Genomic DNA, 20,869 nt, shown 5'->3' with positions numbered 1-20,869 from the left:
TACCGCCTGCCGCTGTCCGGGGTTTCCGCGCCGCAGGACCGGGGCCTCCCGGGAGGAGCGGGTGCAGGATGCATGAGGAGATGCCGTTCGAGGATCTGATCAGCGGCGCCGCCCAGGACGCCGGCGGATGGCTGGGCGCGCTGCCGGTGGCGCTGATCGCCACCAGCAGCGAGGGGCTGGTGGTGCGCTGGAACCACGGCGCGCAGGAACTGCTCGGCTACACCCCGCCCCAGGTGCTCGGCCGGCACATCGCCGATCTGCTGCATCCGGGTGCCGACCGCAGCCTGGGCCGGTCCCTGTGGGAGACGACCGCCACCGGTCGCGGGGTGATGGGTACGGTCACCGCCTGGCACCGCAGCGGTCACCCGCTGGAGCTCGAGATCTGGGCCTGTCCCGTTCCCGACCGGCGCCACGGCGCCTCGGCGGTCCTGGTCTTCGCGGCGGACGCTCATGCCGCCCGCCGCATCCGCGGGTCCTCGGCGGTCTGGGACGGGTTGTTCGCCCGCTCCCCCGTCGGCATCGCCGTCCTCGACACACAGCTGCGGTTCCTGCAGGTCAACCCGGCGCTCGAAGCGATGAACGGGCTCGCGGAATCCGCCCACGTGGGCCGGCGCCTGGCCGAGCTCCTGCCCGAGGTGAACGCCGGCGAGATGGAGGAGGCGATGCGGCAGGTCCTGGACACGGGTGAACCGGTCCTCGACCGGCGCCGCACCGGCCGGACCCCGGCCGACCCGGAGCACGACCACATGTGGTCGTGCTCCTACGTGCGCGTGGAGGACCCCGCCGGCCGGCCGATCGGCATCATCGCCTCGCTCCTGGACATCACCAGGCAGCAGCGCGATCAGACCGAGGTCGAGGCGGGCCGCCGCAGGCTCGCGCTGCTGAGCGAGGCCAGCTCGCGCATCGGTGCCAGCCTCGACCTGGAGCGCACGGCGCAGGAGCTGGCCGACCTCGCCGTCCCGCACCTCGCCAGCGCCGTCACCGTCGACGTGCTGGACTCCCTCGCGAGCGGCAACGAGCCGGGCCCCGGGCTGGCCGCGGGCGTGGCCCTGCGACGGCTGGGAAAGGCGCCGCTGACCGGCTCGCCCGTCACCCAGGTCCTGGCGCCGCTCGGCAGGACGCTCACCTTCCCCTCGGCCGCCCCGTACACCCAGGCCCTCACGGCCCGACAGCCCTTCCTGATCGCCCAGCTCGACGAACGGGCCGTCGCCACGGCCGCCCGGCACACCCACAAGCCCGCGCAGCTGCTGGAGACGGGCGTGCACTCGTTCATGATGATCCCGCTCGTCGCGCGGGACGTGGTCCTCGGCGTCGCGACCTTCTACCGCGCCCGGCCCGGCGGTGCCTCCTTCGGGTCCGACGACGTCACGCTCGCCGCCGAACTCGCCGCCCGGGCCGCCATCAGCATCGACAACGCGCGCCTGTACCACCACGAGCACGAGACCGCGGTCGTCCTCCAGCGCAGCATGCTCCCCCAGCACGTCACGCCTCCGCCGGGCATCGAGATCGCCCACCGCTACCTGGCGGCCAGCGACGTCAACGAAGTCGGCGGGGACTGGTACGACGTCCTCCCCCTCACCGGAGGCAGGGCCGCGCTGCTCATCGGGGACGTCATGGGTCACGGCATCGCGGCCGCCGCGGTCATGGGGCGCCTCTCCGCGACCGTACGCGCCCTCGCGCGCCTCGACATGTCCCCGACGGCGCTGCTGCACCAGTTGGAGGCCACCCTCGCCGACCTCGCCGAACCGATGCTGGCCACCTTCCTCTACGTGGTCTGCGACCCCGCCACGGGCCACTGCACCATCACCCGCGCCGGACACCCGCCACCGGCCGTGGCCGAGCCCGACGGCACCGTGTACCTCGTCAAGACCCCGCCCGGCGTCCCGCTGGGCGTCGGTGGCATCACCTTCACCACCACCGAGATCACCCTGCCACCCGGCAGCCTGCTCGTCCTCTACACCGACGGCCTGATCGAAGCCCGCAGCCGTGACATCGACGAACGCCTGGGCGAGCTCACCGGCCTGCTCACCGAACCGGACCAGCCACTGGACCACCTGTGCGACACCCTGATCGCACACCTGGTGCCGGCTTCCGCGGACGACGACATCGCCCTCCTCGCCGCCCGCATCGGCTCGGCCCCCCACCTCCCGCCCGCCTGACCACCCACGGTCCACCCTGAGCGGTACGGGGCCTCGGGGGCCGGCCGGGAGGGGATCCGGATCGCCCCGCGCCCTGTCAGCGGCGGGCGGTAGCGTCTCGCGCATGGGTTTCACCAGCGCGTGGGCGATCACCAGCCACAGCGACGACGACGTGGCCCGCCTTGCTCCGAGGCTGCTGCCCGCGATGCGCGCGGACCATGCCCGGGCCGATGCCCGACGCCGCCGGCTGGATTGGCAGCGCGCCCCGCTCCCGGACCACAACACCTGGTACGCGCCTGCCGGAAGCCCGGATGCCACGGCGGCGGACGCCCACGCGGTGGAATCGTTCCGCGCGCTCATGACGCCGGGCCGCCACGTCGACGAGGTCTGCGACGGCAGCGCGGACCCTTCCTTCTACGTCGTGGACGACGTGTGGGACGGGCAGAGCCGCGACGGGATGTTCATCTCCGTCCACTCCAAGGAGTACGCGGTCGCGTCCTTCTTCCACGCCGTGGGCCCGGCCCGCGCCGCTCTCCTGCCCGGCTGGTGCGGCAACTTCCTCCTCACTTCCGCCGAAGTCCGCCGGCACCTGCCGCGGGTGGAGCAGGCCCTCACCTTCACCGCGGCCGACCGCACCACCGCGCAGGCCCAGGACTGGCTGGACTACTCGGAGGGCGAAGAACGCGTCCTGGACGGCCCCCTGCGCGTCTGGCGCGCCGCCGTCCGGAGCGGCTCGGGCCTGTGCGGACTGTCGGTCCACGTCTCCTGAGTGCGCCCGGCAGCTCGCTCGGCGCCACGGGCGAGCCGGAGCGGGCCAGGGCGTCGGGGTGTCCGGGCCGCGGAGCGGGTCGCCGTCCAGGGCGAGCCGCTGTGCACCGGCATGATCGACGTCCCGCCCCGCCCGCATGGCGATCACCGGCGGGGGACACGAGAATGAGAGCTGCCCGGACGAGCGTCCTGTGGCCCCGGAGAGGCACGACGCATCGGCCGAACCCCATCGGCCGCGCACCTGCCGCTGCCCGCCGGGCAGCGGCTGCACGCCGTGGAGGGCTGATGCGTCCCTATCCGCCGATTGCCGAGCACGGTCTGATCGGAGACCTGCAGACCTGTGCGCTCGTCTCCTCCGAGGGGGTGATGGACTGGTTCTGCTCGCCCCGGTTCGACTCGCCCAGCGTCTTCGCCGGACTGCTCGACCACGAGCGCGGTGGATACTTCGCCATCACCGCGGAGGCGCCCGAGGGCGCCGCGGGTGGTGGGCCTGGGGCCGAGGCGGGGGTCGTCACCCGCCAGCTCTACCTGGCCGACACCGCCGTGCTGATCACCCGCTTCCTCACGCGCGAGGGCGTCGGCGAGGTGGTCGACTTCATGCCCGTCCACGATCCGCACACCGCCACCGACCGCCACCAGGTGGTGCGGGTGCTGCGGGCGGTACGGGGCTCCGTGCGCTTCGCCCTGGAGTGCCGGCCGCGCTTCGACTACGGCCGCGCGCCCCACGTACTCGCCCTGGACGGTGCCATCGCGCGCTTCGAGGGGCCGGGCATCACCGCACACCTCCAGGCCGTGGGCCCCGTCCCGCTGGAAGCCGACGGTGACGACGTACGTGCGACGGCCACCCTGGCGGCCGGTGAGCGCGCGGCCGTCGTCCTGACGGTGTGCGACGGCGCGAGCGAGCCCCCACGGCTCCTGAACGCGGACGACCTGGCCGAGGCGTTCAGCTCCGTACGCCGCTTCTGGCACGGCTGGATCGGACACTGCACCTACCGCGGCCGCTGGCAGCAGATCGTCAACCGTTCCGCGATCACCCTCAAGCTGATGACGTACGCGCCCACGGGCGCCCCGATCGCCGCCGCCACCATGGGCCTGCCCGAGCAGGAGGGCGGCGAGCGCAACTGGGACTACCGCTACACCTGGATCCGCGACGCCTCCCTGGCGGTGCGCGCCATGCGCGACCTGGGGTTCACCGATGAGGCGAACGCCTTCCGCATGTGGCTCCAGCAGCGGATGCACGACGGAGGAGCCCCCAACGGCGAGCCGCTGCAGATCATGTACCGGGTCGACGGGGACCCGTACCTGACCGAGGAGGTCCTCGGACACCTGGCGGGCTGGCGGGGGTCCGCCCCGGTGCGCGCCGGCAACGGCGCCGCCGGGCAGCTGCAGTTGGACATCTACGGGGAGGCCGTCTTCGCCCTCGGCCAGACGGGCCGGACCGGCGAGGTCGTCGGCTACGACGGCTGGCAGCACTCCGCCGCCGTACTGGACTGGCTGTGCGACCACTGGGACCGGCCCGACGAGGGCATCTGGGAAACCCGGGGCGGCCAGAAGGACTTCACCTACAGCCGCCTCATGTGCTGGGTCGCCCTCGACCACGGCATCCGCCAGGCCGCCGCCCTCGCCCGCCCGGCCGACGTACCCCGGTGGACGGCCGCGCGCGACGCCATCCTGCAGCAGATCATGACGCGCGGGTGGAGCGAGGAGCGGCGGGCGTTCGTACAGCACTACGGCAGCAACGTGCTCGACGCCTCCCTGCTGCTCATGCCGCTGGTCGACTTCATCACGCCGAAGGATCCGCGCTGGCTGTCCACCCTGGAGGCGATGGACGGCGAACTCGTCTCGGACAGCCTCGTCTACCGCTACGACCCCGCGGCCTCCCCCGACGGCCTGCAGGGCTCCGAGGGCACCTTCTCCCTGTGCACCTTCCTCTACGTGTACGCCCTCGCGCGCGCCGGACGGCTGGAGCAAGCCCGGTACGCCTTCGACAAGATGCTCACCTACGCGAACCACGTGGGGCTGTTCGCGGAGGAGATCGGCCCCACCGGTGAGCAACTGGGCAACTTCCCCCAGGCCTTCACCCACCTCGCCCTCATCGCCGCGGCCCTCGCCCTCGACTCGGAACTCGACCGGGACGCGAGCCGCTAGGACACGAGCCGTTAGGACGCGTCCGGGCGATCAGGTGCGCACCGCATCAGAAGATGACCGCGGCGAAACCGTTCCTCCGTGAGCGGCTCGCGCAGCATCCGCCCGACTTCCACGAACCCGGCCTCCCGGGCCAGCCCCGCGAGGACGTCGATCGGCCACCGGTAGGCCGTCGTCACCTTGTGGTCGAACGCCTCCACCGGCCCGCCCTCGGCCTCGAAGAAGGCGAGCAGGAGGGTGCCTCCCCGGGCCAGGACGCGGCGGAACTCGGCGAGGTAGGACGGGATGTCCCGCGGCGGGGCGTGGATGACCGAGTACCAACACACGATGCCGCCCAGCGTGCCGTCGGCCAGGTCCAGGGCGTCCATCGAACCGAGCTCGAACCGCAGGTCGGGGTATGCCTCCCGGGCAAGGCCGATCATCACCGGCGACAGGTCGAGGCCGAAGGCGTCGAGCCCGAGGTCGCGCAGGTGTGCCGTCAGATATCCGGGACCACATCCCAGCTCGGCGACGGGCCCGGCATCAGCGACTCGCGCGAGATCGGCGAACGCGGCGAGGACCGAGCGGTCCAGCGGAAGGCCGTCGAGCCCGTTGCGGACGAGGTCCGCGTAGAGAACGGCGACGGCGTCGTAGGCGTCTGATGTCACCCGGAGGTGCGTGGAGTGTTCCGTCACAGGGGACGACAATAGGGCGTGCACGATCGAGTCCGACACGGCCGTGCCCCCCTGCCGGATGTCCTGCCCGTCAGCCCCCCACGGGTGCGGGGGCTCCGAACCACTGCGCCAGGGAGGCGGCGAGGCCCTGCGCCGCGTCCGCCCGGCCGTCGGCCGCGTCCGCAGCCCAGGCGGTGCATCCGTCGGGGCGCACGAGCAGTCCGGCCGGCGCGGGCCCGGCGGGGCAGGTGGCTATGACCACCCGCACCCGGTCCCCGTACCCCTCGGCCACCGCCCTGAGGTCCGCGTCGTCCGCGAGATCCAGGAGCAGCGCCCTCCCGTCGTGCATCAGGTCCGCGAGGCGGCGCCCGTCGGCGAGTTCGAGGTCGGGGGCGCTGCGGCCCACCAGCCGGTGACGGCCGGGAAGGTCGTACCGCTGCCCCACTCCGGAGATCTTCTTGACGAAGTGGGTGGTGCCGGGGACGGTGCCGATCAGGTCGGTGACGACATCGAGCAAGGCGCGGGAATGCGGGTCCGGCCGCATCAGGGCGACCTGCGCCCTGGTCCACTCGAGCACCCACGCCCCGATCGGGTGCCGCTCGGCCGTGTACGAGTCCAGGAGCCCTTCGGGTGCCCGCCCCCGGACCACCGCGGCGAGCTTCCAGCCGAGGTTCACCGCGTCACCGATGCCGAGGTTCAGCCCTTGTCCGCCGAACGGCGAGTGGACGTGCGCGGCGTCGCCCGCGAGCAGCACCCGGCCGGCCCGGTAGTCGGCCGCCTGGCGGGCGTTGTCGGTGAAGCGGGTGGCGGTGTGCACCTCGGTGACCGTGAGGTCCGCCAGTCCGGTGACCCGCCGCAGGCTCGCCTGCACCTCCTCGGCGGTGACCGGTGCCTCGCGGTCGGCGGGCGGGCCGTCGAACTCGACCGTGAGGATGCGGCCGGGGACGGGGCCGTGCACGTACGTTCCGGTGCCGGTGTGGTTCCAGCCGGTCTTCAGGGTTTCGGCGCCGGTCATGGTGACGACCGCCTGGTGGCCGGTGATCCGCGGATCCGATCCGGGGAACGCGAAGCCCGCGAGCTTGCGCACCGTGCTGCGTCCGCCGTCGCAGCCGACGAGCCAGCCGGCGCGTATCGTCCGGTCCGGCCCGCCGCCGACCGGGGCCGTGCGGACGACGACCCCGTCGCCCTCGGCGTCCTCGGCGTCGAAGCCCGTCAACTCCACGCCCCGGTGCAGATCGACGCCGAGCTCTGCGGCGCGTTCTTCGAGCAGCCGCTCGACTTCCTGCTGGGGTACGAGGGCCACGTCCCCGGCCGGCCCGGCGTGCGCGAAGTCGGGGTCGGCCTCGTCCAGCAGTGCGCCGCTGAGCATGATCCCGCCGAAGTGGCCGGCGAACTTGGGTGGCGTGCGCGGTGGTTGTCCGCCCGGTGCGCCGCCCGGCCGGCCGCGCATGAAGGCCCGGAACTGGTCGAGCGTGCGCTGCTGCACTTCCGATAGCGCGGGCAGCAGCCCGCGTCGGTAGAAGGCTTCGGCGGTCGGCGTGTTGATCGCCCCTGCCTTGATGGTCCGGTCCACGTCCGTACGTCGCTCCACGACGGCCACCCGGGCCCCGCCGAGGCGGAGTTCGCAGGCCAGCATCAGCCCGACGGGGCCGCCGCCGGCCACCACCACGTCCACGTCCGGCGCTAAGTTCGACTTCGACTTTGAGTTCGAGTGCGAGTCCATGCATTCACTATAGTCACTCAAATCTTGTAGTCGCTATAGTGTTCTCATGAATCAAGGGAACGACGCGAAGGAAGCACCGCTCTCCCTGCGCGAGCTCAAGAAGCGCGAGACCCGGCAGCGGATCTCCGACAAGGCGACGATGCTGTTCGCGGCCCGGGGCTTCGACCACGTGACCGTGGCCGAGGTCGCCAAGGCCGCGCACGTCTCGACGATGACGGTCTTCAACCACTTCCCGCGCAAGGAGGACCTCTTCCTTGACCGGATCCCCGAAGCCGTCGAGCTGTTCACGGGAGCGGTGCGCGAGCGCGCGGAGGGCGAGTCCCTGCTCGCCGGCCTGCGCCTGCTGCTGCTCCGACTCCTCGACGAGCGCCACCCGTTGGCGGGCGTCGGCGACACCTTCCCGCACTTCTGGCGGATCGTGCTCGGCTCCCCCGCACTGCGGGCGCGGGCACGCGAGGGCGTGGAGGAGGTGGAGAACGCACTGGCCGAAGCGATCGGCGGCCCCGACGCCCGCCTGACGGCGGCCCTGACCGTGGCCGCGTACCGGGCCGTCTACGTGACCACGGCCGGCCGGCTGCTCGCCGGCGAGCGCGCGGCGGACGTGGCAGAAGACCACCGCATGCGGGTGAACGCGGCGTTCGACGCCCTGGAGCGGGCCCTGCCGGAGCCGCTCCCGGGACAGGCCTAGCCGGGTACGCCTGACCGCGTTTCAGTCGGCGGGCTTGCCCGTCACCTCCAGCAGCTGGGGCTCGGCACAGTTGCACGCCACCACCTGGGCCGGGCCGGGGGTGTCGGCGGGTGGGAGCTCGATCAGGGCGGTCAGGCTGAGCTTCGCGTTCGAGCTTCGCCACCACTTGCCCTTGGCATCCAGCAGCGCGCCCTGCTGGGAGGCGTCGCCGAAGCTGAAGGAGACCGTGGAGTTCTTGCCCTTCGCCCGCTCCTCGCGCAGGAGCGGACAGGCGACCAGGGAAGCGCCGTTGTCCAGCTTCAGCACGGGCAGCTCGGGACCGGTCACCTCGTGCTCGAACGCGTAGGTGACCAGCCCCTTGAGCTTCGGCTCCTGCGCCTTCTCGCCCAGTTTCCCCACCACCCCGTCGGTCAGGGGGCCCGCCGCGAACGGTGCGGTCTCCGGCTCGTCCGGGGTCGTGAAGCTCAGGTAGTCCGCGAAACGCCCGCACGCTTCCCGGTCCGTCGCCGCGGTCGGTGACAGTACCGCCGCGTCCGCATTTCGACTGACGGCTGCCACCGGATCCTTCCGCACCTGCACCGCCGTCGGCGCGTACAAGACGTTTTCGCTGACCAGCGGCACCGATGCCGCCGTGGCCACCCAGGTCTCCACGGCCGCCTTCCACTCGCCCCCGGGCGCTTCCTGGACGAAGTAGTGGACGGCCGTGGCCGGCCCGCTCTCCCCTCCGTTCGCCTTGCTCAGCGTGACGAAAGACCTCGGGTACGACGGCTGGTCCCGCTCTGCCGGAATGGCGAACACCGGATTCACCAACCCTGACACCACGTGCTGGGGGCCCTTCCACACCGCGTGAACGGCGGCGTCCGCTCTCCACTCCGTCATGAGCGGACCGGTCGCGACCTTGGCCGCGCCATCGGTGTCCTTCCAGACTGCCGGGGTGCGGCGCTCCCACTCGAACCGGCTGAAGACCTTCTCGGCCTCCGCCTGCGTGATCACCAGCGGGGGCGGCGGCGGAACCGACGGCTTCGGCTCCTCGGCGGACGCCCCGCCACCACCGCCGTTCCCGCCCGTACACCCAGCGGCCCCCGCCACCGTCAGTACCACGGCCGTCCCGACCGCTAACCCTCTGACCCACCCCACCAGAAGTCCCTCCCCTGAAAACCCGCGAGGAAGGCTCCTCCCCCTCACGTATCAGGACCCTACGGGGCGGGCAGGCGGCCGACGGAGCCGCCCTGCTCATGGGTCACTCCCGTCGTGGATCTTCGGCCAAGGCCTTGAGCGAGAGCGACACGCGTTCACGGACCATGTCGACGTCGAGGATCTCCGCGGTGATCTCCTGGCCGACGGAGACGACCTCCGAGGGGTGGCTGATGGGGAGCCATGACAGCTCGGGGATGTTGATCATCGCGGTGAAGCCTCCGATGTCCACGAACGTGACGCAGAAGTCGGCGATGTGGGTGACCGTGCCGGTGACGACCTGGCCCCGTTGCAGTCCCCGGGTCTTGAGGAAGGCCCAGTTGCGGTCGCCCGGTGTGGGATCGGTCCGCCAACGGGCCCGTACCACTCCGTCGGCGTCCGGCAGGACGGCGGTGAACAAGGGCGCGCGTTCGTCGGCGTACGTGGGCAGGAGCGCTGCCGCTCCCGCACGGGAGATCCGGGCGGCCAGCTCCGGGAACTCCTCCTCGTCGACGACGGCGCTGTGGATCCGGCCGTCCTCGTCCTGCCAGACCCCTTCGATGAGGCCGTCCACCGGGAAGGCACCCAGGACCGCGTCGATGTCGGAGGACAGGTCCGGCCACACGGCCAACCGGGCGCGGGGGGCGAGTCCGGCACGCACCGCGTCAAGGGTCTCGCGGGTGAGGCGGTGGAAACGGGAGACGCCTCCGACGGGCCGCTCCTCCAGGAGTCCCGCCTGGCACGAGACGACGGCGTAGCGCAGGCGCGCCCAGAACTCGTCGTCGCCCGGCCGCTGGACCTCGTCCCCGTCGGTCTCCCGGTCGGTCTCCCCGTCGTACGGGGATGCGTCCATGCGTTCCGGGAAGAGCCCGAGCGCGCGGGCCCGCGCCTGCGCCTCCTCGCACGGGAAGGCGCTGCCGATGTAGAGGTACTGGTCCCATCCCACGTGCACGGCGAACGCGCCCTCCGCCTCCAGCAGGCACCAGGCACCGCCGTCGCGCAGCATGACCCGCACCAGTTCGAGCGCGGTGCCGAGCGGAACCTCCGCGCCGTCGTGGAAGCCCGCCCGGCCGGAGGGACCGCTCGGGAAGAGTGCGTCCAGTCCGTGGGCCTCCATGGGCGGCTCGGCACCGAAGTGCACGAGGGACGAGACGTGCGGCTCGCGTACGGCCAGGCGGTCGATGCCGGAATCGACGGCGAACGCCTCGATCGCCCGGAGGTAGGCCGCCTCGACCTCGCCGTGATCACTGACGCAGTCCTCGGGGCCGGTGTAGCAGCCGCGTTCGTCGCGGTCGGCGGGGTCGTACTTGGTGACGCGGTAGACATAGGGGAGCACGCCCCCATCCTCCCTTCCAGCAGGAAGCCGGCGTCGCCCGGGTCTGTCGGCGCCGGCCGGCGCCCCCTAGCGGGCGCCCAGCACCTCCAGGAGCCGCCGGCCGAACTCTTCCGGGCAGTCGGTGTAGCCACTGTGCCCGCCCGGGAGTTCGGTCACTTCAAGGCCCAGCCGGTCCGCCAGCTCCGCGGCCGGGCGGTAGGGCAGGTGCCCCCTGGTGTCGCGGCCCGCGGCCAGCACCAGGCGTTCGGACACCGCCGCAAGGGCAGTCTCGTCGGGGACGTACGACGTGAACTGGCGCAGCTCGTGTTCCAGGAAGAGCGGGAAGTTCGCGTTCAGGCGGCCGATCATCTCGGCGGTGCGCGGCGGCAGTCCGGCCGGGTCGGGCATGGGCTTCAGGGTGCCGCCGATCCCGTTGAGGAAGTACGCCGCCGCGGCGCCGAGACCGTCGGCGCGGAAGGCCTCGTAGACCCTTTCGAAGAACAGCCGCTCCTCGACGTCCGGCAGCAGCCGGGCGCAAGGCGGCTGGTCCGCGACGACCGTGCGCAGCCGTTCGGGGTGGCGGGCGAGCAGGTCGAGGGCGACGATCGCACCCGAGCTGCTGCCGTAGACGTACGCCTCCTCGCCGGCCGGCAGGAGGTGGGCGAGCAAGCGGTGGGCGTCCTCGCTCTGCACGTCGACCCGCTGGTCCACGGGGCCGGAAGTGGCGATCCGGCTACGGGAGTAGCCGCGCGGGTCGAGGGTGACGACCGTGTACCGCTCGGCGAGGGCGTCGGCGATCCCGTCGAAGACGGCTGCGTCCCCGCCACCGCCCGGGAGCAGGAGCAGCACGGGCCCGGTGCCGCGTATCTCGTGGTGGAGGTCGGCTCCTGGGACCTGCAACGTTCCCGCTCTCATCGCCTCTTGTCCTCTTCTTCCACTTCTTGTGCTTCTTGTGCTTCTTGTTCTTCTTCTTCGTTCACCGACGGCCAGTGCGTGAGTGTCACGTGGAGGGCGTCGACGGTCCGCCTCCAGGACGTGCCGGTGTCCCTGGAGTGCCCGAATCCGCCGGTGGCTTCGAGGCTGCTGTAGCCGTGGAAGGTGCTGCGCAGGAGGCGGACCGCGTCGGTCACGTCGGGTTCGCCGAGGCCGTAGGCGCGCAGCATCCCGTACGTCAGCTCGATGCTGCGCAGATGTCCGGGGGAAGCGGCGACCCGCTCCGGGTCCAGCTGGATCTGGGTGGCCGCGTAGCGCCCGGGGTGGCGCAGTGCGAAGTCCCGGTACGCGTCGGCGAAGGCTGCGAGCGCGTCCTTGCCCGAGCGGCCCGCGACGGCCACGGAGATGCGGTCGGCCATCTCGCCGGCGGCGACCACGGCCACCCGGGCGCGCAGGTCCTGCACGTTCTTGACGTGCGCGTACAGGCTCGCGTCCTTCACGCCGAAGCTCCGCGCGAGCGCGGACACGGTGACGTGGTCGAAGCCCACCTCGTCGGCGAGATCGGCTGCGGCCCGGATGACCCGGTCGACCGTCAGTCCCACGCGCGCTGCCATGTGCGCCCCCTGCCCCTCCATGCCTAGGAGCCCTAGGCATGGATCTAATATACATAGGCAGCGGCGCGATCAGCCGTTCAGCGACTGCATCAGCTCCGGGGCGTAGCGGTCGCCCGAGGCCACGCCGTGGGGGGCCACGGCGTCGATGGCGGCCAGGTCCGCGTCGGTGATCGTCACCGCGGTGGCGGCGATGTTCTCCTCCAGGTAGCGGCGGCGCTTGGTGCCCGGGATGGGCACCGCGCCCTGGCGCAGGGTCCAGGCCAGCGCGAGCTGCGAAGGCGTGACCCCCTTCTCGGCGGCGAGACGGCGCACCTGGTCGACGACGGCCAGGTTGCGGTCGAAGTTCTCGCCCTGGAAGCGGGGGTCGGTGCGGCGGAAGTCGTCGGCGGCGAAGTCGTCCGGGCTGGTGATCGCGCCGGAGAGGAACCCCCGGCCGAGCGGGGAGTACGCGACGAGCCCGATGCCGAGCTCGCGCAGGGTGTCGAGGACGCCGTCGTGCTCGATGCCGCGCTCGAAGAGGCTGTACTCGGTCTGTACGGCGGCCAGCGGGTGGACGGCATGGGCGCGGGCGATGGTGGCGGGCGCGGCCTCGCACAGGCCGATGTGGCGGACCTTGCCGGCGGCGACGAGCTCGGCCAGGGCGCCCACGCTCTCCTCGACGGGCACGTTCGGGTCGATGCGGTGCAGGTAGTAGAGGTCGATGTGGTCCGTTCCCAGGTGGCGCAGGGAACGGTCGGCCGAGCGGCGAATGTACTCGGGCGTGGCGTTGTGGCCGCGGAAGGCGCCCTCGTCGGTGAACTCGACACCGGTCTTCGTGGCGATCACGGCGGCTTCACGGCGGCCGGCGAGGGCCTTGCCGAGGAGCTGCTCATTGAGGAAGGGGCCGTAGCCCTCGGCGGTGTCGAGCAGGGTGACGCCGAGCTCCAGGGCGCGGTCGATCGTGGCCAGCGACTCGGTCTCGTCCGTGGCTCCGTAGTGGGCGCTCATGCCCATCAGGCCGAGCCCCTCGGCGCCGACCTCGAGCCCCTGGCCGCCCAGTGCACGGATCTCCATCGCGGTCTCCATCATGATCTCCCTCGCAAGTAACTAACTGGATAGATAGAGCGTGCACCACAGGCGCGCCAGATGTCAATAACTGGATAGTTACTTGCTAGGCTGCGAGCCATGGCAAGGGATTCCAGCGCGACCAAGGCACGGCTGCTCGACGCGGCCTTCTCCGAGTTCGCGGCGTACGGCATCGCCGGCGCGCGGGTCGACCGCATCGCCGAGGCCGCGCAGGCGAACAAGCGGCTCATCTACGTCTACTACGGCAACAAGGAGCAGCTCTTCGACGCCGTGCTCCAGCGGGCGCTGGAGACGGGCTCGGAGTCCGTGCCCTTCGACGTCGACGACCTGCCCGGGTACGCGGGCGCGATCTACGACCACCTCGTCGAGCGGCCGTCGCTGATGCGTCTGGTGCTGTGGAAGCAGCTGGAACGTCCGGGGAGCACGGACACCGAGGCGGCGTCCTACCAGGGCAAGATCGCAGCCGTGCGGCAGGCGCAGGAGGCGGGCCGGATCGACGACGGGGTGGACGCCGCCGACGTGCTGACGCTGGTGATGGCCATGTCGCAGGCGTGGTTCGGCGCGTTCGGCGGTCCTGCGGTGGACGGCACCACGGCGGTCGGCGAGCCGGGTACCGGCTGGGCGCCCGAGCAGCTCGCCCGCCACCGGGCGGCCGTGGTGGAGGCCGTACGCCGGATCACCGCACCGCACGCACACGGGCACGGGCACGGGAATTGAAGCCCGGCAGGGTGAAGTGACGCCTGGTCAGCTCCCTGGTCCCACCGCCACGGCGGGGAGCGGCTGGGCCCCGGGGGCCGCGCTGCGGAACGAGCGGCGATAGCTGTCGGGCGGGACCCCGACGATCCGTTTGAACTGGCGCCGCAGTGTCGTGGCGGTCCCCATGCCGGTGGCGAGGGCCACCGCCTCGATGGTCTCGTCGGTGGCCTCCAGCAGTTCCTGGGCGCGGCGTACGCGCTGGGTCAGGAGCCACTGGAGCGGTGTCCGGCCGGTCACCGACCGGAACTGGCGTCCGAGATGGCGCGGGCTTGTGTTCGCCTTGCGCGCCATGTCGGTCACCGTCAGGGGCTGGTCCAGCCGCTGTTGGACCCAGGCGAGCAGGTGGGCGAGTACGTGGTCGCCCCCGGCCTGCACCGGTGTGGCCACGAACTGGGCCTGACCGCCCGGCCGGTGGGGCTGCATGACGAGGCGCCGGGCGACGGAGTTGGCGATGTTGGCGCCGTGGTCGAGGTGGATCAGGTGGAGGCAGAGGTCCACGGCGGCGGCCTTGCCCGCAGCCGTGAGGACGCTTCCGTTGTCCGTGTAGAGGACGTCCGGGTCGACGACGGCCAGCGGATGACGTGCGCTCAACTCCGCCGCATGGGCCCAGTGGGTGGTAGCCCGGCGCCCGTCCAGCAGGCCGGCGGCGCCGAGTACGAACGCTCCGGTGCACAGGGACGCGATCCGGGCCCCTGCCGCGTGGGCCGCGCGTACGGCCTCGATCAGCTCCGCCGGCGGCGGTTCGTCGATGTCGGCGCACGCGGGCACGATCACCGTGTCGGCGCCGACCGCGCGGTCCAGCCCGTGGTCGGGTTCGACCGTGAACGGGCCGACCCGCACCGGCCCGGGCCCGCAGAGCAGTACGTCGTACCAGCCCTCCGTGGCCTCGCGCGGAGGGTTGCCAAAGATCTCGTGGGCCACCGCCAGTTCGAAGTGCAGCAGGTGACCGGCGGTCAGCAGTGCGACAGTGGGCATGTCCGAAAGTGTACGCATGATGTCGTTCCAGACCATCACCGTCGGACGCCGCCCGCACCGAGACTCGATCCACCAGGACATCGAGAGCGGGGAACGATGAGCACGACAGCGGCAGTGGTGGTTTACGGGGCGACCGGGCACACGGGGCGGTTCGTCGTCGCCGAACTACGGAGGCGTGGCTTCGCCACCGTCATCTCCGGCCGAGACGCGGACCGGTTGGAGGCGCTGGCCGCCGAGTGGGGGGACGTGCAGGTGCGGCCGGCCACCGTGGACGACGCGGGCTCGCTGGACCGGGCCCTCGCCGGCGCGGCGGCCGTCGTCAACTGCGCGGGACCCTTCGCGCTGACGGCGGGCCCGGTCGTGGAAGCGGCCCTGCGCGCGGGGATCCCGTACGTCGACGTCGCGGCGGAGATCGAGGCGAACGTCGCGATGTTCGCCGACCACGCGGAAGCGGCCCGGAAGGCGGACACGCCCGTGGTGCCGGCGATGGCGTTCTACGGCGGGCTGGGCGACCTGTTGGTGACCGCGGCGATGGGGGAATGGACCGCCGCGGACGCGGTGCACGTCGCGTACGGGCTGAACGGCTGGCACCCCACGCCCGGTACCCGGGTGGCGGGCCGGGTGTCCCACGAGCGTCGCGCGGGCCGCCGGGTGCGGTTCGCGGGGCCGGCCGGACTGCGTCACCTGCTGAGGAGTGACGCGGGCGGCACGTGGGGCCCGGCCCTGGTCGCTGTCTTCGGTGTCTCCTTCTGGGCCGCCGCTGCCTTCCCGGCCGACGCCGGGGCAGGCTTTCCCGTCGGAGCCCCGGACCCGACCGTGATGAGCGGGCACGGCGCCGCCCACATGGCCGCCGGAATGGTCGGGTACCTCGCACTGTGCGCCGCGTTCGTCGTCCTGTCCCGCCCGCTCGCCGCCCGCGGGCACCGCGGCTGGGCCGTGGCCTCCCGTCTCGTACCGGTCGCGGTCCTCGCCGGCTTCATGGCCTCGGCCGCCTCCGTCCTCGCCTTCACCGCGGGCGCGGGACTCGGTCTCCTCTGGCTGACCGCAGTGACGGCCCGCCTGGCCCTGACTCCGGCGCTCCCACGCACCGTCTGAGGGGGGCGGCAGGTGGTCGGGCCCGAGCGCCGGCCCTCACGGCCCTGCCCCGTCACCTGCCGTGATCAGCGGGTGGGGAACGGCGCGAGGTCAAGATCCCACTGGTCAGCTGCCTGGAGCAGGGCCTCCGTGTTCGCCCGGACCTCTACGAAGTACTGGTAGATGTCCGCCCTGTCCTCACCCTGCTGCCATGGAGACGATGCCTCCAGGGACAGGTGAATGCGGATCACCGCCTCGGCTTCGTCCTCGCTTCGGCCGGCGAGGCTGAAGGCCAGGACCGGATGTCGTCGTAACGGTTACCCCGGACCGTGGCGAACTGGTAGCGCAGCGGACGAAGCTCCACGCGGTGGGTGCGGTCACTCAGGATCGTGGCCGCAGGATCCCACGCGGCGCATCAGCCTCGACGCTATACCGTGTGGTCATGTCAGCGTTCATACAACAACTCCCCGCCCTCATCGGCGTGGTGATCGGCGCCCTCGGCTCGTACTTCGCGACGACGCGCGGCGATCAGGCCCGCTTCCGCCGCGAGCAGGCGGCCCAGTGGGACGAGCGGCGGCTGACGGCCTACGCCGACTACGCCAGGTCGCTGAAGAAGAGCGTCACCCTGGCCTACCGGATCGCGGCGCACCTCGGCAACGACCCCCACCCGCATCCCATGTCACCCGAGGAAGCGGCGCCACAGCTCGCCGATGCCACGGACGCCCGCGATCCGGCCGGGGAGGCACTGTTGATGCTCGGCACCCCGGACGTGGTGGAGAAGGCCCGCGCATGGGTCGTCGTGGTGATGGAGATGGAAGCGTTCCTGCGGGACCGCACGCACAGCCCGGAAGCCTGGTCGACCCTGCTCAAGCGCCAACGCGCCGCGCGCGAGGGGTACTACACCGCCGTCCGACGTGACCTGGCCCTCCCGCCCGGCCATTCCGGGGAGTGGCGGCTTGCCCCTCCCCCGACACCCTGAGTAAGCGATCTCAGGCGAGTCCGACCAGTTCGGCGATCGTCCCGCCGAGCACCCGGTCGCGTACCTCTCCCGGACTGGTGACCCGCTCCACCATCGCCCGGGCGAGGACCGGGTCTCCGTACGGGGCGTCCGAGCCGAACAGCGTCCGGTCCGGGATCTCCTTGATGGCCAGCCGGACCGCGAAGACGATATTGGCCGTGGACAGCTCCAGGTACATGTTCGAGTTGTCCCGGACCAGCTCGACGGCCTCCATCCAGTTCGTCCCTCCGAGTTGGCTGACCACCAGCGGAACCCTCGGGTACCGGCCGGCCAGCGCCGACAGCGTCCTCACGTCGGCCGCCGTGGTCGGAGCGGATCCGTGCACGACCACGGGCAGCCCGCCGTGGTCGGCCGCCGCCCGGAGTACCGGTTCGATCATCGCCGCCCGTCCCGGCGGCGGCGTCAGTTCGCCGATCCCGTGCAGCCCGCGCCCGACGACCTCGCGTTCCACGGTCGCGGCGATCCGTTCCGGCTCCAGGTCCAGCGGTACGGACAGGAAGCCGATGAACCGCTCCGGCCGTGCGGCGAGTGCGGCGTCCCATTCCCGCCACGCACGGCGATGTCCCTCGGCCGAGCCCACCCGACCCCCGATGGCCTCTTCCAGGATCGCCATCTCCCGGCGCAACGAGGCGAGGTCACCGGCCCGCTCCGGGTGTGGGCGGGTGGAGAACAGCACGGCGCGGTCCACACCGGCCTCGTCCAGCAGCCCCACATGTGCGTCGACGGGGTCGTGGACGTGGCTGTGCGCATCGATGATCATCATTCACTCTCTCCTTGACGGTCGGCCCGGAATGCGGCCGGCCCGTTCACTGTTGCTCCCTGACACGGTGGGAAGGTCAAGCGGGAGGGAGCCGGGGTCGGTGCTGATCGGAGAGCTGGCGCGTCGTGCCGGCGTCAGCGAGCGGCTGCTGCGCTACTACGAGGGGACGGGTCTGATCCACTCGGAGCGCCGCGCCAACGGCTACCGCGAGTACGACGACCGGACGGTGGTGACGGTGCGGCGCATCCGCACGCTGCTGGCCGCCGGCCTGCCGACCCGCGTCATCCGCCAGATCCTGCCCTGCACCTTCGACGAGACGGCGCTGCGTCCCTGCCCCGGCGTTCTCACCAGCCTCCGCGATCGGCTGACCGTCCTCGACCGGCGTGCCGCCGAACTGGAAACCGCGCGCCACCTGCTGCGCCGGACGATCACCGCCACCGAGGCAGGTCAAAACCCGGCCCTGCGAGACTGACACCATGGCACATGACGACGCGGTCGCGAGGATGGCGGATCTCTTCGATCCGGAGCCGAAGACGTGGGGCCTGCGGGGCGACCCCCACGTCTGGCGAGCCCTTCGCGATCACCTGTCGGGTACGGACGTCCCGGAGTCGGTCGACGAAGTGGTCCGCCTTCTGCGCGCAGCGTTCAGTGAGCTCGTGGGTATTGACCTCGTCGGCGACCTGGCGTCATCCGCGTACCGGGAGCAATACGCCCACGGCGGCATGTCCAGCGGAGTGGTCTCTCTCGACACGTGGCGGGAGCGATTGATACCTCTGCTCGCGGAGCGTGCGAGGACGCTGTTGGGGTCCTGATCTCGGCCGTTTCGCACAGGCCGGCGCCGTGTCCGCGCCGGCGTCCCTGCCCGCGGTGGGATTCGTGCCGTCAGTCGCCTCCGCCGCCACCGCAGGAGGAGCCCCCACCGCAGGACGCACCATCCCCGCAGGAGAAGCTGACACCGTCGTTCTTCGACGATCGGGAAGGCCGTTGCCTCTGCGCCCGTCTGCCGCCGAATACGCCGCCGCGCCAGGCCTGGAAGAGCCCCCAGGCGAGACCGATCCCCGCGACTACCAGGTATTCCATTTCTGTTACCCCCGTTTCCTTTCCAGCTGTGACCCTAGCTCGCGCCGCGGTCACGCACTGGCCGGGGGCGCGGGGGCGATCGCTACGAGTTCGACCTCGAAGCCCTCCTCGTTCTCCAGGTACGCGGCATAGTGTCGCGCACCGCCCGCGTGCGGATGCCGGTCGGGGAACAGCAGGTGCCAGCCGTGCCCGGTCGCTTCGCGGGCCAGCCTGTCGACCTCGGTGGCGTCTTCGACGTGGAAGGCCAGGTGGTTCAGCCCCGGCCGGCAGCGGTCGTGCCGGTCGGCGGTGAGGGCCGGGGACTGTTCGAGGACGAGGTAGGTCGGCCCGAGCCGCCAGCTGCGCCCGTTGTCCCAGTGCTGGAAGAGGGCGTACCCCAATTCCTCCAGGAGCCAGCCGAACGAGGCGACCGCGCGGTCGAGGTCCGGGACCCACAGTTCGACGTGGTGCAGCGTGCCGTGGGCGGGCCGGACGGGGGCGACGTGGTGGGGTGCGTTCACAGGCTGATCACTCGACGAACCTACCCTTCGGGGCACCCCGCAACCGATCGGGTGACGTCCGAAGGCAAGGGCATGTCAGCCGTGCGCACCAGGCCCCCGCGGCCGAGGCTGGGGACACTGTCCGGACCGGAACTCGACGTGAGCACACCACCCATGAGCACATCACCCCTGCCCCACGCCCAGTTGGACGAGCGCTACAGCGACAAGGACGCGGTGGCCGTCCCGTGGCCGACGGCCGTGGCGCAGCTGACCGGGGCCGAGCTGTACTGGCTGACGACCGTACGCCCCGACGCCCGCCCGCACGTCACGCCGCTGATCGGCGTCTGGGCGGACGGCGCGCTGCACTTCTGTACGGGTCCGCGCGAGCGCAAGGCCGAGAACCTCCGCGCCAACCCGAACGTCGTGCTCACCACCGGCAGCAACTCCCTCCACGGGGGCCTCGACCTGGTCGTCGAGGGCGAGGCGGCGCGCGTGACCGACTCCGGGCGGCTGCGCGCGCTCGCCACGGCGTGGGAGGCGAAGTACGGCTCGGAATGGCACTTCGACGTCGGCGACGGCGTCTTCGTCAACCCCGAGGCCGGGGAAGCGGTGGTCTTCGCGGTCTCCCCGCGCACGGTCTTCGGCTTCGGCAAGGCCCCGTACAGCCAGACCCGCTGGCGCTTCGCCTGAGGTTCGGCGCCGAGCGGGGAGGGGCGGGGCGGGGCGGGCCTGCGGGTTCCTACAGGCTGAGGGCGTCCTCCGCGTTGTCCATCCAGGCCGTCACGGAATTCTTGTCGGGCGAGACGTACAGGCCGGGAGTCGACGCCTTGAGCGGAGTCTGCGCCAGATCCGACTCCGTGTTCATGGTCATCTCGATCGAGTCGACGGTCTTCCCCTTGCCGTCGTTGGCGCCGCCCATCAGGCCGGCGTACGCCGACTCCCCCGGGTCGAGCCTGATCGCGTCCTCGATGCCGGGAGCCGTGCCGCGCTCCGTGGCCTGGCCGTCCAGGCTGCCGAAGGTCACGACCGGATGCCCCAGCACCCTGCACGCCTTGGCGCCCTTGTTGGTGATCTTCAGCAGGTAGCTGCTGGTCGTGGGCTCCGCCAGGGCCGCGGTGAACTTCACGTCGAAGGTGCTGCACGGGAAGACGTCGAAGTCGGGGTCGGTCGACGACTTCGGCGGCTTCGGAGTGGTGGGCTTCGTGGGCTTCGTCGGCTCCGGGGTCGTCGAAGGCTTGGACGACGCGGACGGCGCGGACGGCGCGGACGGCGCGGTCGGTGTCGCTGACGTCGTCGGGCTCGCGGACGGCCCGCCCGCCCCGCCGCCCGCGTCGTCGTCGGTGGGCCCACAGGCGGTCAGGGCCAGTGCGGATACGGCGGCGAGGACGACTGCGGCTCTGCGTACGGTGCTCATGGCGTTGGGTCCCCCCAAGGAGAAGCGCGAGGTGCGCCGGGCTGGGCTGAGCGGGGCTGAGCGGGGTCGAGCTGGGGTTGTGCTGAGCACCAGCGTCC

At 71.9% G+C, this 20,869-nt stretch carries 22 protein-coding genes; 10 read left to right on the top strand and 12 right to left on the bottom strand.

Annotation, left to right across the window (positions count from 1 at the left end; all coding sequences use genetic code 11):
• Window positions 1-68 precede the first annotated feature (68 nt).
• From ACIPYQ_RS14625 to ACIPYQ_RS14615, 3 genes are all read left to right on the top strand, one after another.
• Entirely contained in the window at window positions 69-2,159 is a 2,091-nt protein-coding gene (locus ACIPYQ_RS14625) for a SpoIIE family protein phosphatase (RefSeq protein ID WP_401250466.1), read from the top strand.
• A 103-nt stretch (window positions 2,160-2,262) separates the two neighbouring features.
• On the top strand, window positions 2,263-2,907 hold the full coding sequence (locus ACIPYQ_RS14620; RefSeq protein WP_401250463.1) for a hypothetical protein: 645 nt from the start codon (window positions 2,263-2,265) through the stop codon (window positions 2,905-2,907).
• Between the two features lie 284 nt (window positions 2,908-3,191).
• On the top strand, window positions 3,192-5,054 hold the full coding sequence (locus ACIPYQ_RS14615; protein WP_401250460.1) for a glycoside hydrolase family 15 protein: 1,863 nt from the start codon (window positions 3,192-3,194) through the stop codon (window positions 5,052-5,054).
• Between the two features lie 11 nt (window positions 5,055-5,065).
• Here ACIPYQ_RS14615 and ACIPYQ_RS14610 read toward each other — a convergent pair whose 3' ends face one another.
• Window positions 5,066-5,725, bottom strand: a complete 660-nt coding sequence (locus ACIPYQ_RS14610) for a class I SAM-dependent methyltransferase (RefSeq protein WP_401250458.1) — start codon at window positions 5,723-5,725, stop codon at window positions 5,066-5,068.
• Between the two features lie 70 nt (window positions 5,726-5,795).
• Window positions 5,796-7,427 carry an FAD-dependent oxidoreductase gene (locus ACIPYQ_RS14605; RefSeq protein ID WP_401250455.1) on the bottom strand — a complete coding sequence of 544 codons (1,632 nt, stop codon included), beginning with the start codon at window positions 7,425-7,427 and terminating at the stop codon, window positions 5,796-5,798.
• 46 nt (window positions 7,428-7,473) lie between these two features.
• Here ACIPYQ_RS14605 and ACIPYQ_RS14600 point away from each other — a divergent pair, with 46 nt between their 5' ends.
• A complete protein-coding gene (locus ACIPYQ_RS14600; RefSeq protein ID WP_401250452.1) occupies window positions 7,474-8,115 on the top strand; it encodes a TetR/AcrR family transcriptional regulator in 642 nt (213 codons plus the stop codon).
• A gap of 21 nt (window positions 8,116-8,136) precedes the next feature.
• Here the strand turns inward: ACIPYQ_RS14600 and ACIPYQ_RS14595 are convergent, their stop codons facing one another.
• From ACIPYQ_RS14595 to ACIPYQ_RS14575, 5 genes are all read right to left on the bottom strand, one after another.
• The gene (locus ACIPYQ_RS14595; protein WP_401250449.1) at window positions 8,137-9,204 is read right to left on the bottom strand and encodes a hypothetical protein; all 1,068 of its coding nucleotides are present in this window, start codon (window positions 9,202-9,204) and stop codon (window positions 8,137-8,139) included.
• A gap of 151 nt (window positions 9,205-9,355) precedes the next feature.
• A complete protein-coding gene (locus tag ACIPYQ_RS14590) occupies window positions 9,356-10,624 on the bottom strand; it encodes a S1 RNA-binding domain-containing protein (protein WP_401250446.1) in 1,269 nt (422 codons plus the stop codon).
• A 66-nt stretch (window positions 10,625-10,690) separates the two neighbouring features.
• Window positions 10,691-11,518 (bottom strand): alpha/beta fold hydrolase, encoded by an 828-nt coding sequence (locus ACIPYQ_RS14585; protein ID WP_401250443.1) that lies wholly within the window; start codon window positions 11,516-11,518, stop codon window positions 10,691-10,693.
• The gene (locus ACIPYQ_RS14580; protein ID WP_401250440.1) at window positions 11,515-12,150 is read right to left on the bottom strand and encodes a TetR/AcrR family transcriptional regulator; all 636 of its coding nucleotides are present in this window, start codon (window positions 12,148-12,150) and stop codon (window positions 11,515-11,517) included. The genes ACIPYQ_RS14585 and ACIPYQ_RS14580 overlap by 4 nt, the downstream gene beginning before the upstream one ends.
• A 69-nt stretch (window positions 12,151-12,219) precedes the next feature.
• Complete coding sequence (locus tag ACIPYQ_RS14575) at window positions 12,220-13,203, bottom strand: aldo/keto reductase (protein ID WP_401250437.1); 984 nt, start codon at window positions 13,201-13,203, stop codon at window positions 12,220-12,222.
• A 111-nt stretch (window positions 13,204-13,314) separates the two neighbouring features.
• Here ACIPYQ_RS14575 and ACIPYQ_RS14570 point away from each other — a divergent pair, with 111 nt between their 5' ends.
• Window positions 13,315-13,932, top strand: coding sequence for a TetR family transcriptional regulator (locus tag ACIPYQ_RS14570; RefSeq protein ID WP_401250434.1), 618 nt, complete (start codon window positions 13,315-13,317; stop codon window positions 13,930-13,932).
• Window positions 13,933-13,959: 27 nt separating this feature from the next.
• Here the strand turns inward: ACIPYQ_RS14570 and ACIPYQ_RS14565 are convergent, their stop codons facing one another.
• Window positions 13,960-14,946 carry a helix-turn-helix domain-containing protein gene (locus ACIPYQ_RS14565; protein WP_401250432.1) on the bottom strand — a complete coding sequence of 329 codons (987 nt, stop codon included), beginning with the start codon at window positions 14,944-14,946 and terminating at the stop codon, window positions 13,960-13,962.
• Window positions 14,947-15,042: 96 nt separating this feature from the next.
• Here ACIPYQ_RS14565 and ACIPYQ_RS14560 point away from each other — a divergent pair, with 96 nt between their 5' ends.
• The gene (locus tag ACIPYQ_RS14560; RefSeq protein ID WP_401250429.1) at window positions 15,043-16,041 is read left to right on the top strand and encodes a DUF998 domain-containing protein; all 999 of its coding nucleotides are present in this window, start codon (window positions 15,043-15,045) and stop codon (window positions 16,039-16,041) included.
• A 65-nt stretch (window positions 16,042-16,106) separates the two neighbouring features.
• Here the strand turns inward: ACIPYQ_RS14560 and ACIPYQ_RS14555 are convergent, their stop codons facing one another.
• The gene (locus ACIPYQ_RS14555; RefSeq protein ID WP_401250426.1) at window positions 16,107-16,271 is read right to left on the bottom strand and encodes a hypothetical protein; all 165 of its coding nucleotides are present in this window, start codon (window positions 16,269-16,271) and stop codon (window positions 16,107-16,109) included.
• Window positions 16,272-16,462: 191 nt separating this feature from the next.
• On the opposite strand from ACIPYQ_RS14555, the gene ACIPYQ_RS14550 reads away from it, so the two are divergent.
• Window positions 16,463-16,999 (top strand): hypothetical protein, encoded by a 537-nt coding sequence (locus ACIPYQ_RS14550; RefSeq protein WP_401250423.1) that lies wholly within the window; start codon window positions 16,463-16,465, stop codon window positions 16,997-16,999.
• A 10-nt stretch (window positions 17,000-17,009) separates the two neighbouring features.
• Here the strand turns inward: ACIPYQ_RS14550 and ACIPYQ_RS14545 are convergent, their stop codons facing one another.
• The gene (locus ACIPYQ_RS14545; protein WP_401250421.1) at window positions 17,010-17,801 is read right to left on the bottom strand and encodes an amidohydrolase family protein; all 792 of its coding nucleotides are present in this window, start codon (window positions 17,799-17,801) and stop codon (window positions 17,010-17,012) included.
• 97 nt (window positions 17,802-17,898) lie between these two features.
• On the opposite strand from ACIPYQ_RS14545, the gene ACIPYQ_RS14540 reads away from it, so the two are divergent.
• Together ACIPYQ_RS14540 and ACIPYQ_RS14535 are read left to right on the top strand one after the other, a co-directional pair.
• The gene (locus ACIPYQ_RS14540) at window positions 17,899-18,270 is read left to right on the top strand and encodes a MerR family transcriptional regulator (protein ID WP_401250419.1); all 372 of its coding nucleotides are present in this window, start codon (window positions 17,899-17,901) and stop codon (window positions 18,268-18,270) included.
• A 4-nt stretch (window positions 18,271-18,274) separates the two neighbouring features.
• Window positions 18,275-18,610, top strand: coding sequence for a hypothetical protein (locus tag ACIPYQ_RS14535; protein ID WP_401250416.1), 336 nt, complete (start codon window positions 18,275-18,277; stop codon window positions 18,608-18,610).
• A 318-nt stretch (window positions 18,611-18,928) separates the two neighbouring features.
• On the opposite strand, the gene ACIPYQ_RS14530 is transcribed toward ACIPYQ_RS14535, so the two are convergent.
• On the bottom strand, window positions 18,929-19,378 hold the full coding sequence (locus ACIPYQ_RS14530) for a VOC family protein (protein WP_401250414.1): 450 nt from the start codon (window positions 19,376-19,378) through the stop codon (window positions 18,929-18,931).
• 153 nt (window positions 19,379-19,531) lie between these two features.
• Here ACIPYQ_RS14530 and ACIPYQ_RS14525 point away from each other — a divergent pair, with 153 nt between their 5' ends.
• Complete coding sequence (locus tag ACIPYQ_RS14525) at window positions 19,532-20,047, top strand: pyridoxamine 5'-phosphate oxidase family protein (RefSeq protein ID WP_361760777.1); 516 nt, start codon at window positions 19,532-19,534, stop codon at window positions 20,045-20,047.
• 49 nt (window positions 20,048-20,096) lie between these two features.
• On the opposite strand, the gene ACIPYQ_RS14520 is transcribed toward ACIPYQ_RS14525, so the two are convergent.
• Entirely contained in the window at window positions 20,097-20,771 is a 675-nt protein-coding gene (locus tag ACIPYQ_RS14520) for a DUF4232 domain-containing protein (RefSeq protein ID WP_401250411.1), read from the bottom strand.
• Between the last annotated feature and the right edge of the window lie 98 nt (window positions 20,772-20,869).

This window comes from Streptomyces sp. NPDC090045 (genome assembly GCF_044747975.1).
Classification (GTDB): domain Bacteria; phylum Actinomycetota; class Actinomycetes; order Streptomycetales; family Streptomycetaceae; genus Streptomyces.
The sequence above is the reverse complement of the archived record's forward strand: the minus strand, read 5'-3'. Positions and strand labels throughout refer to the sequence as shown.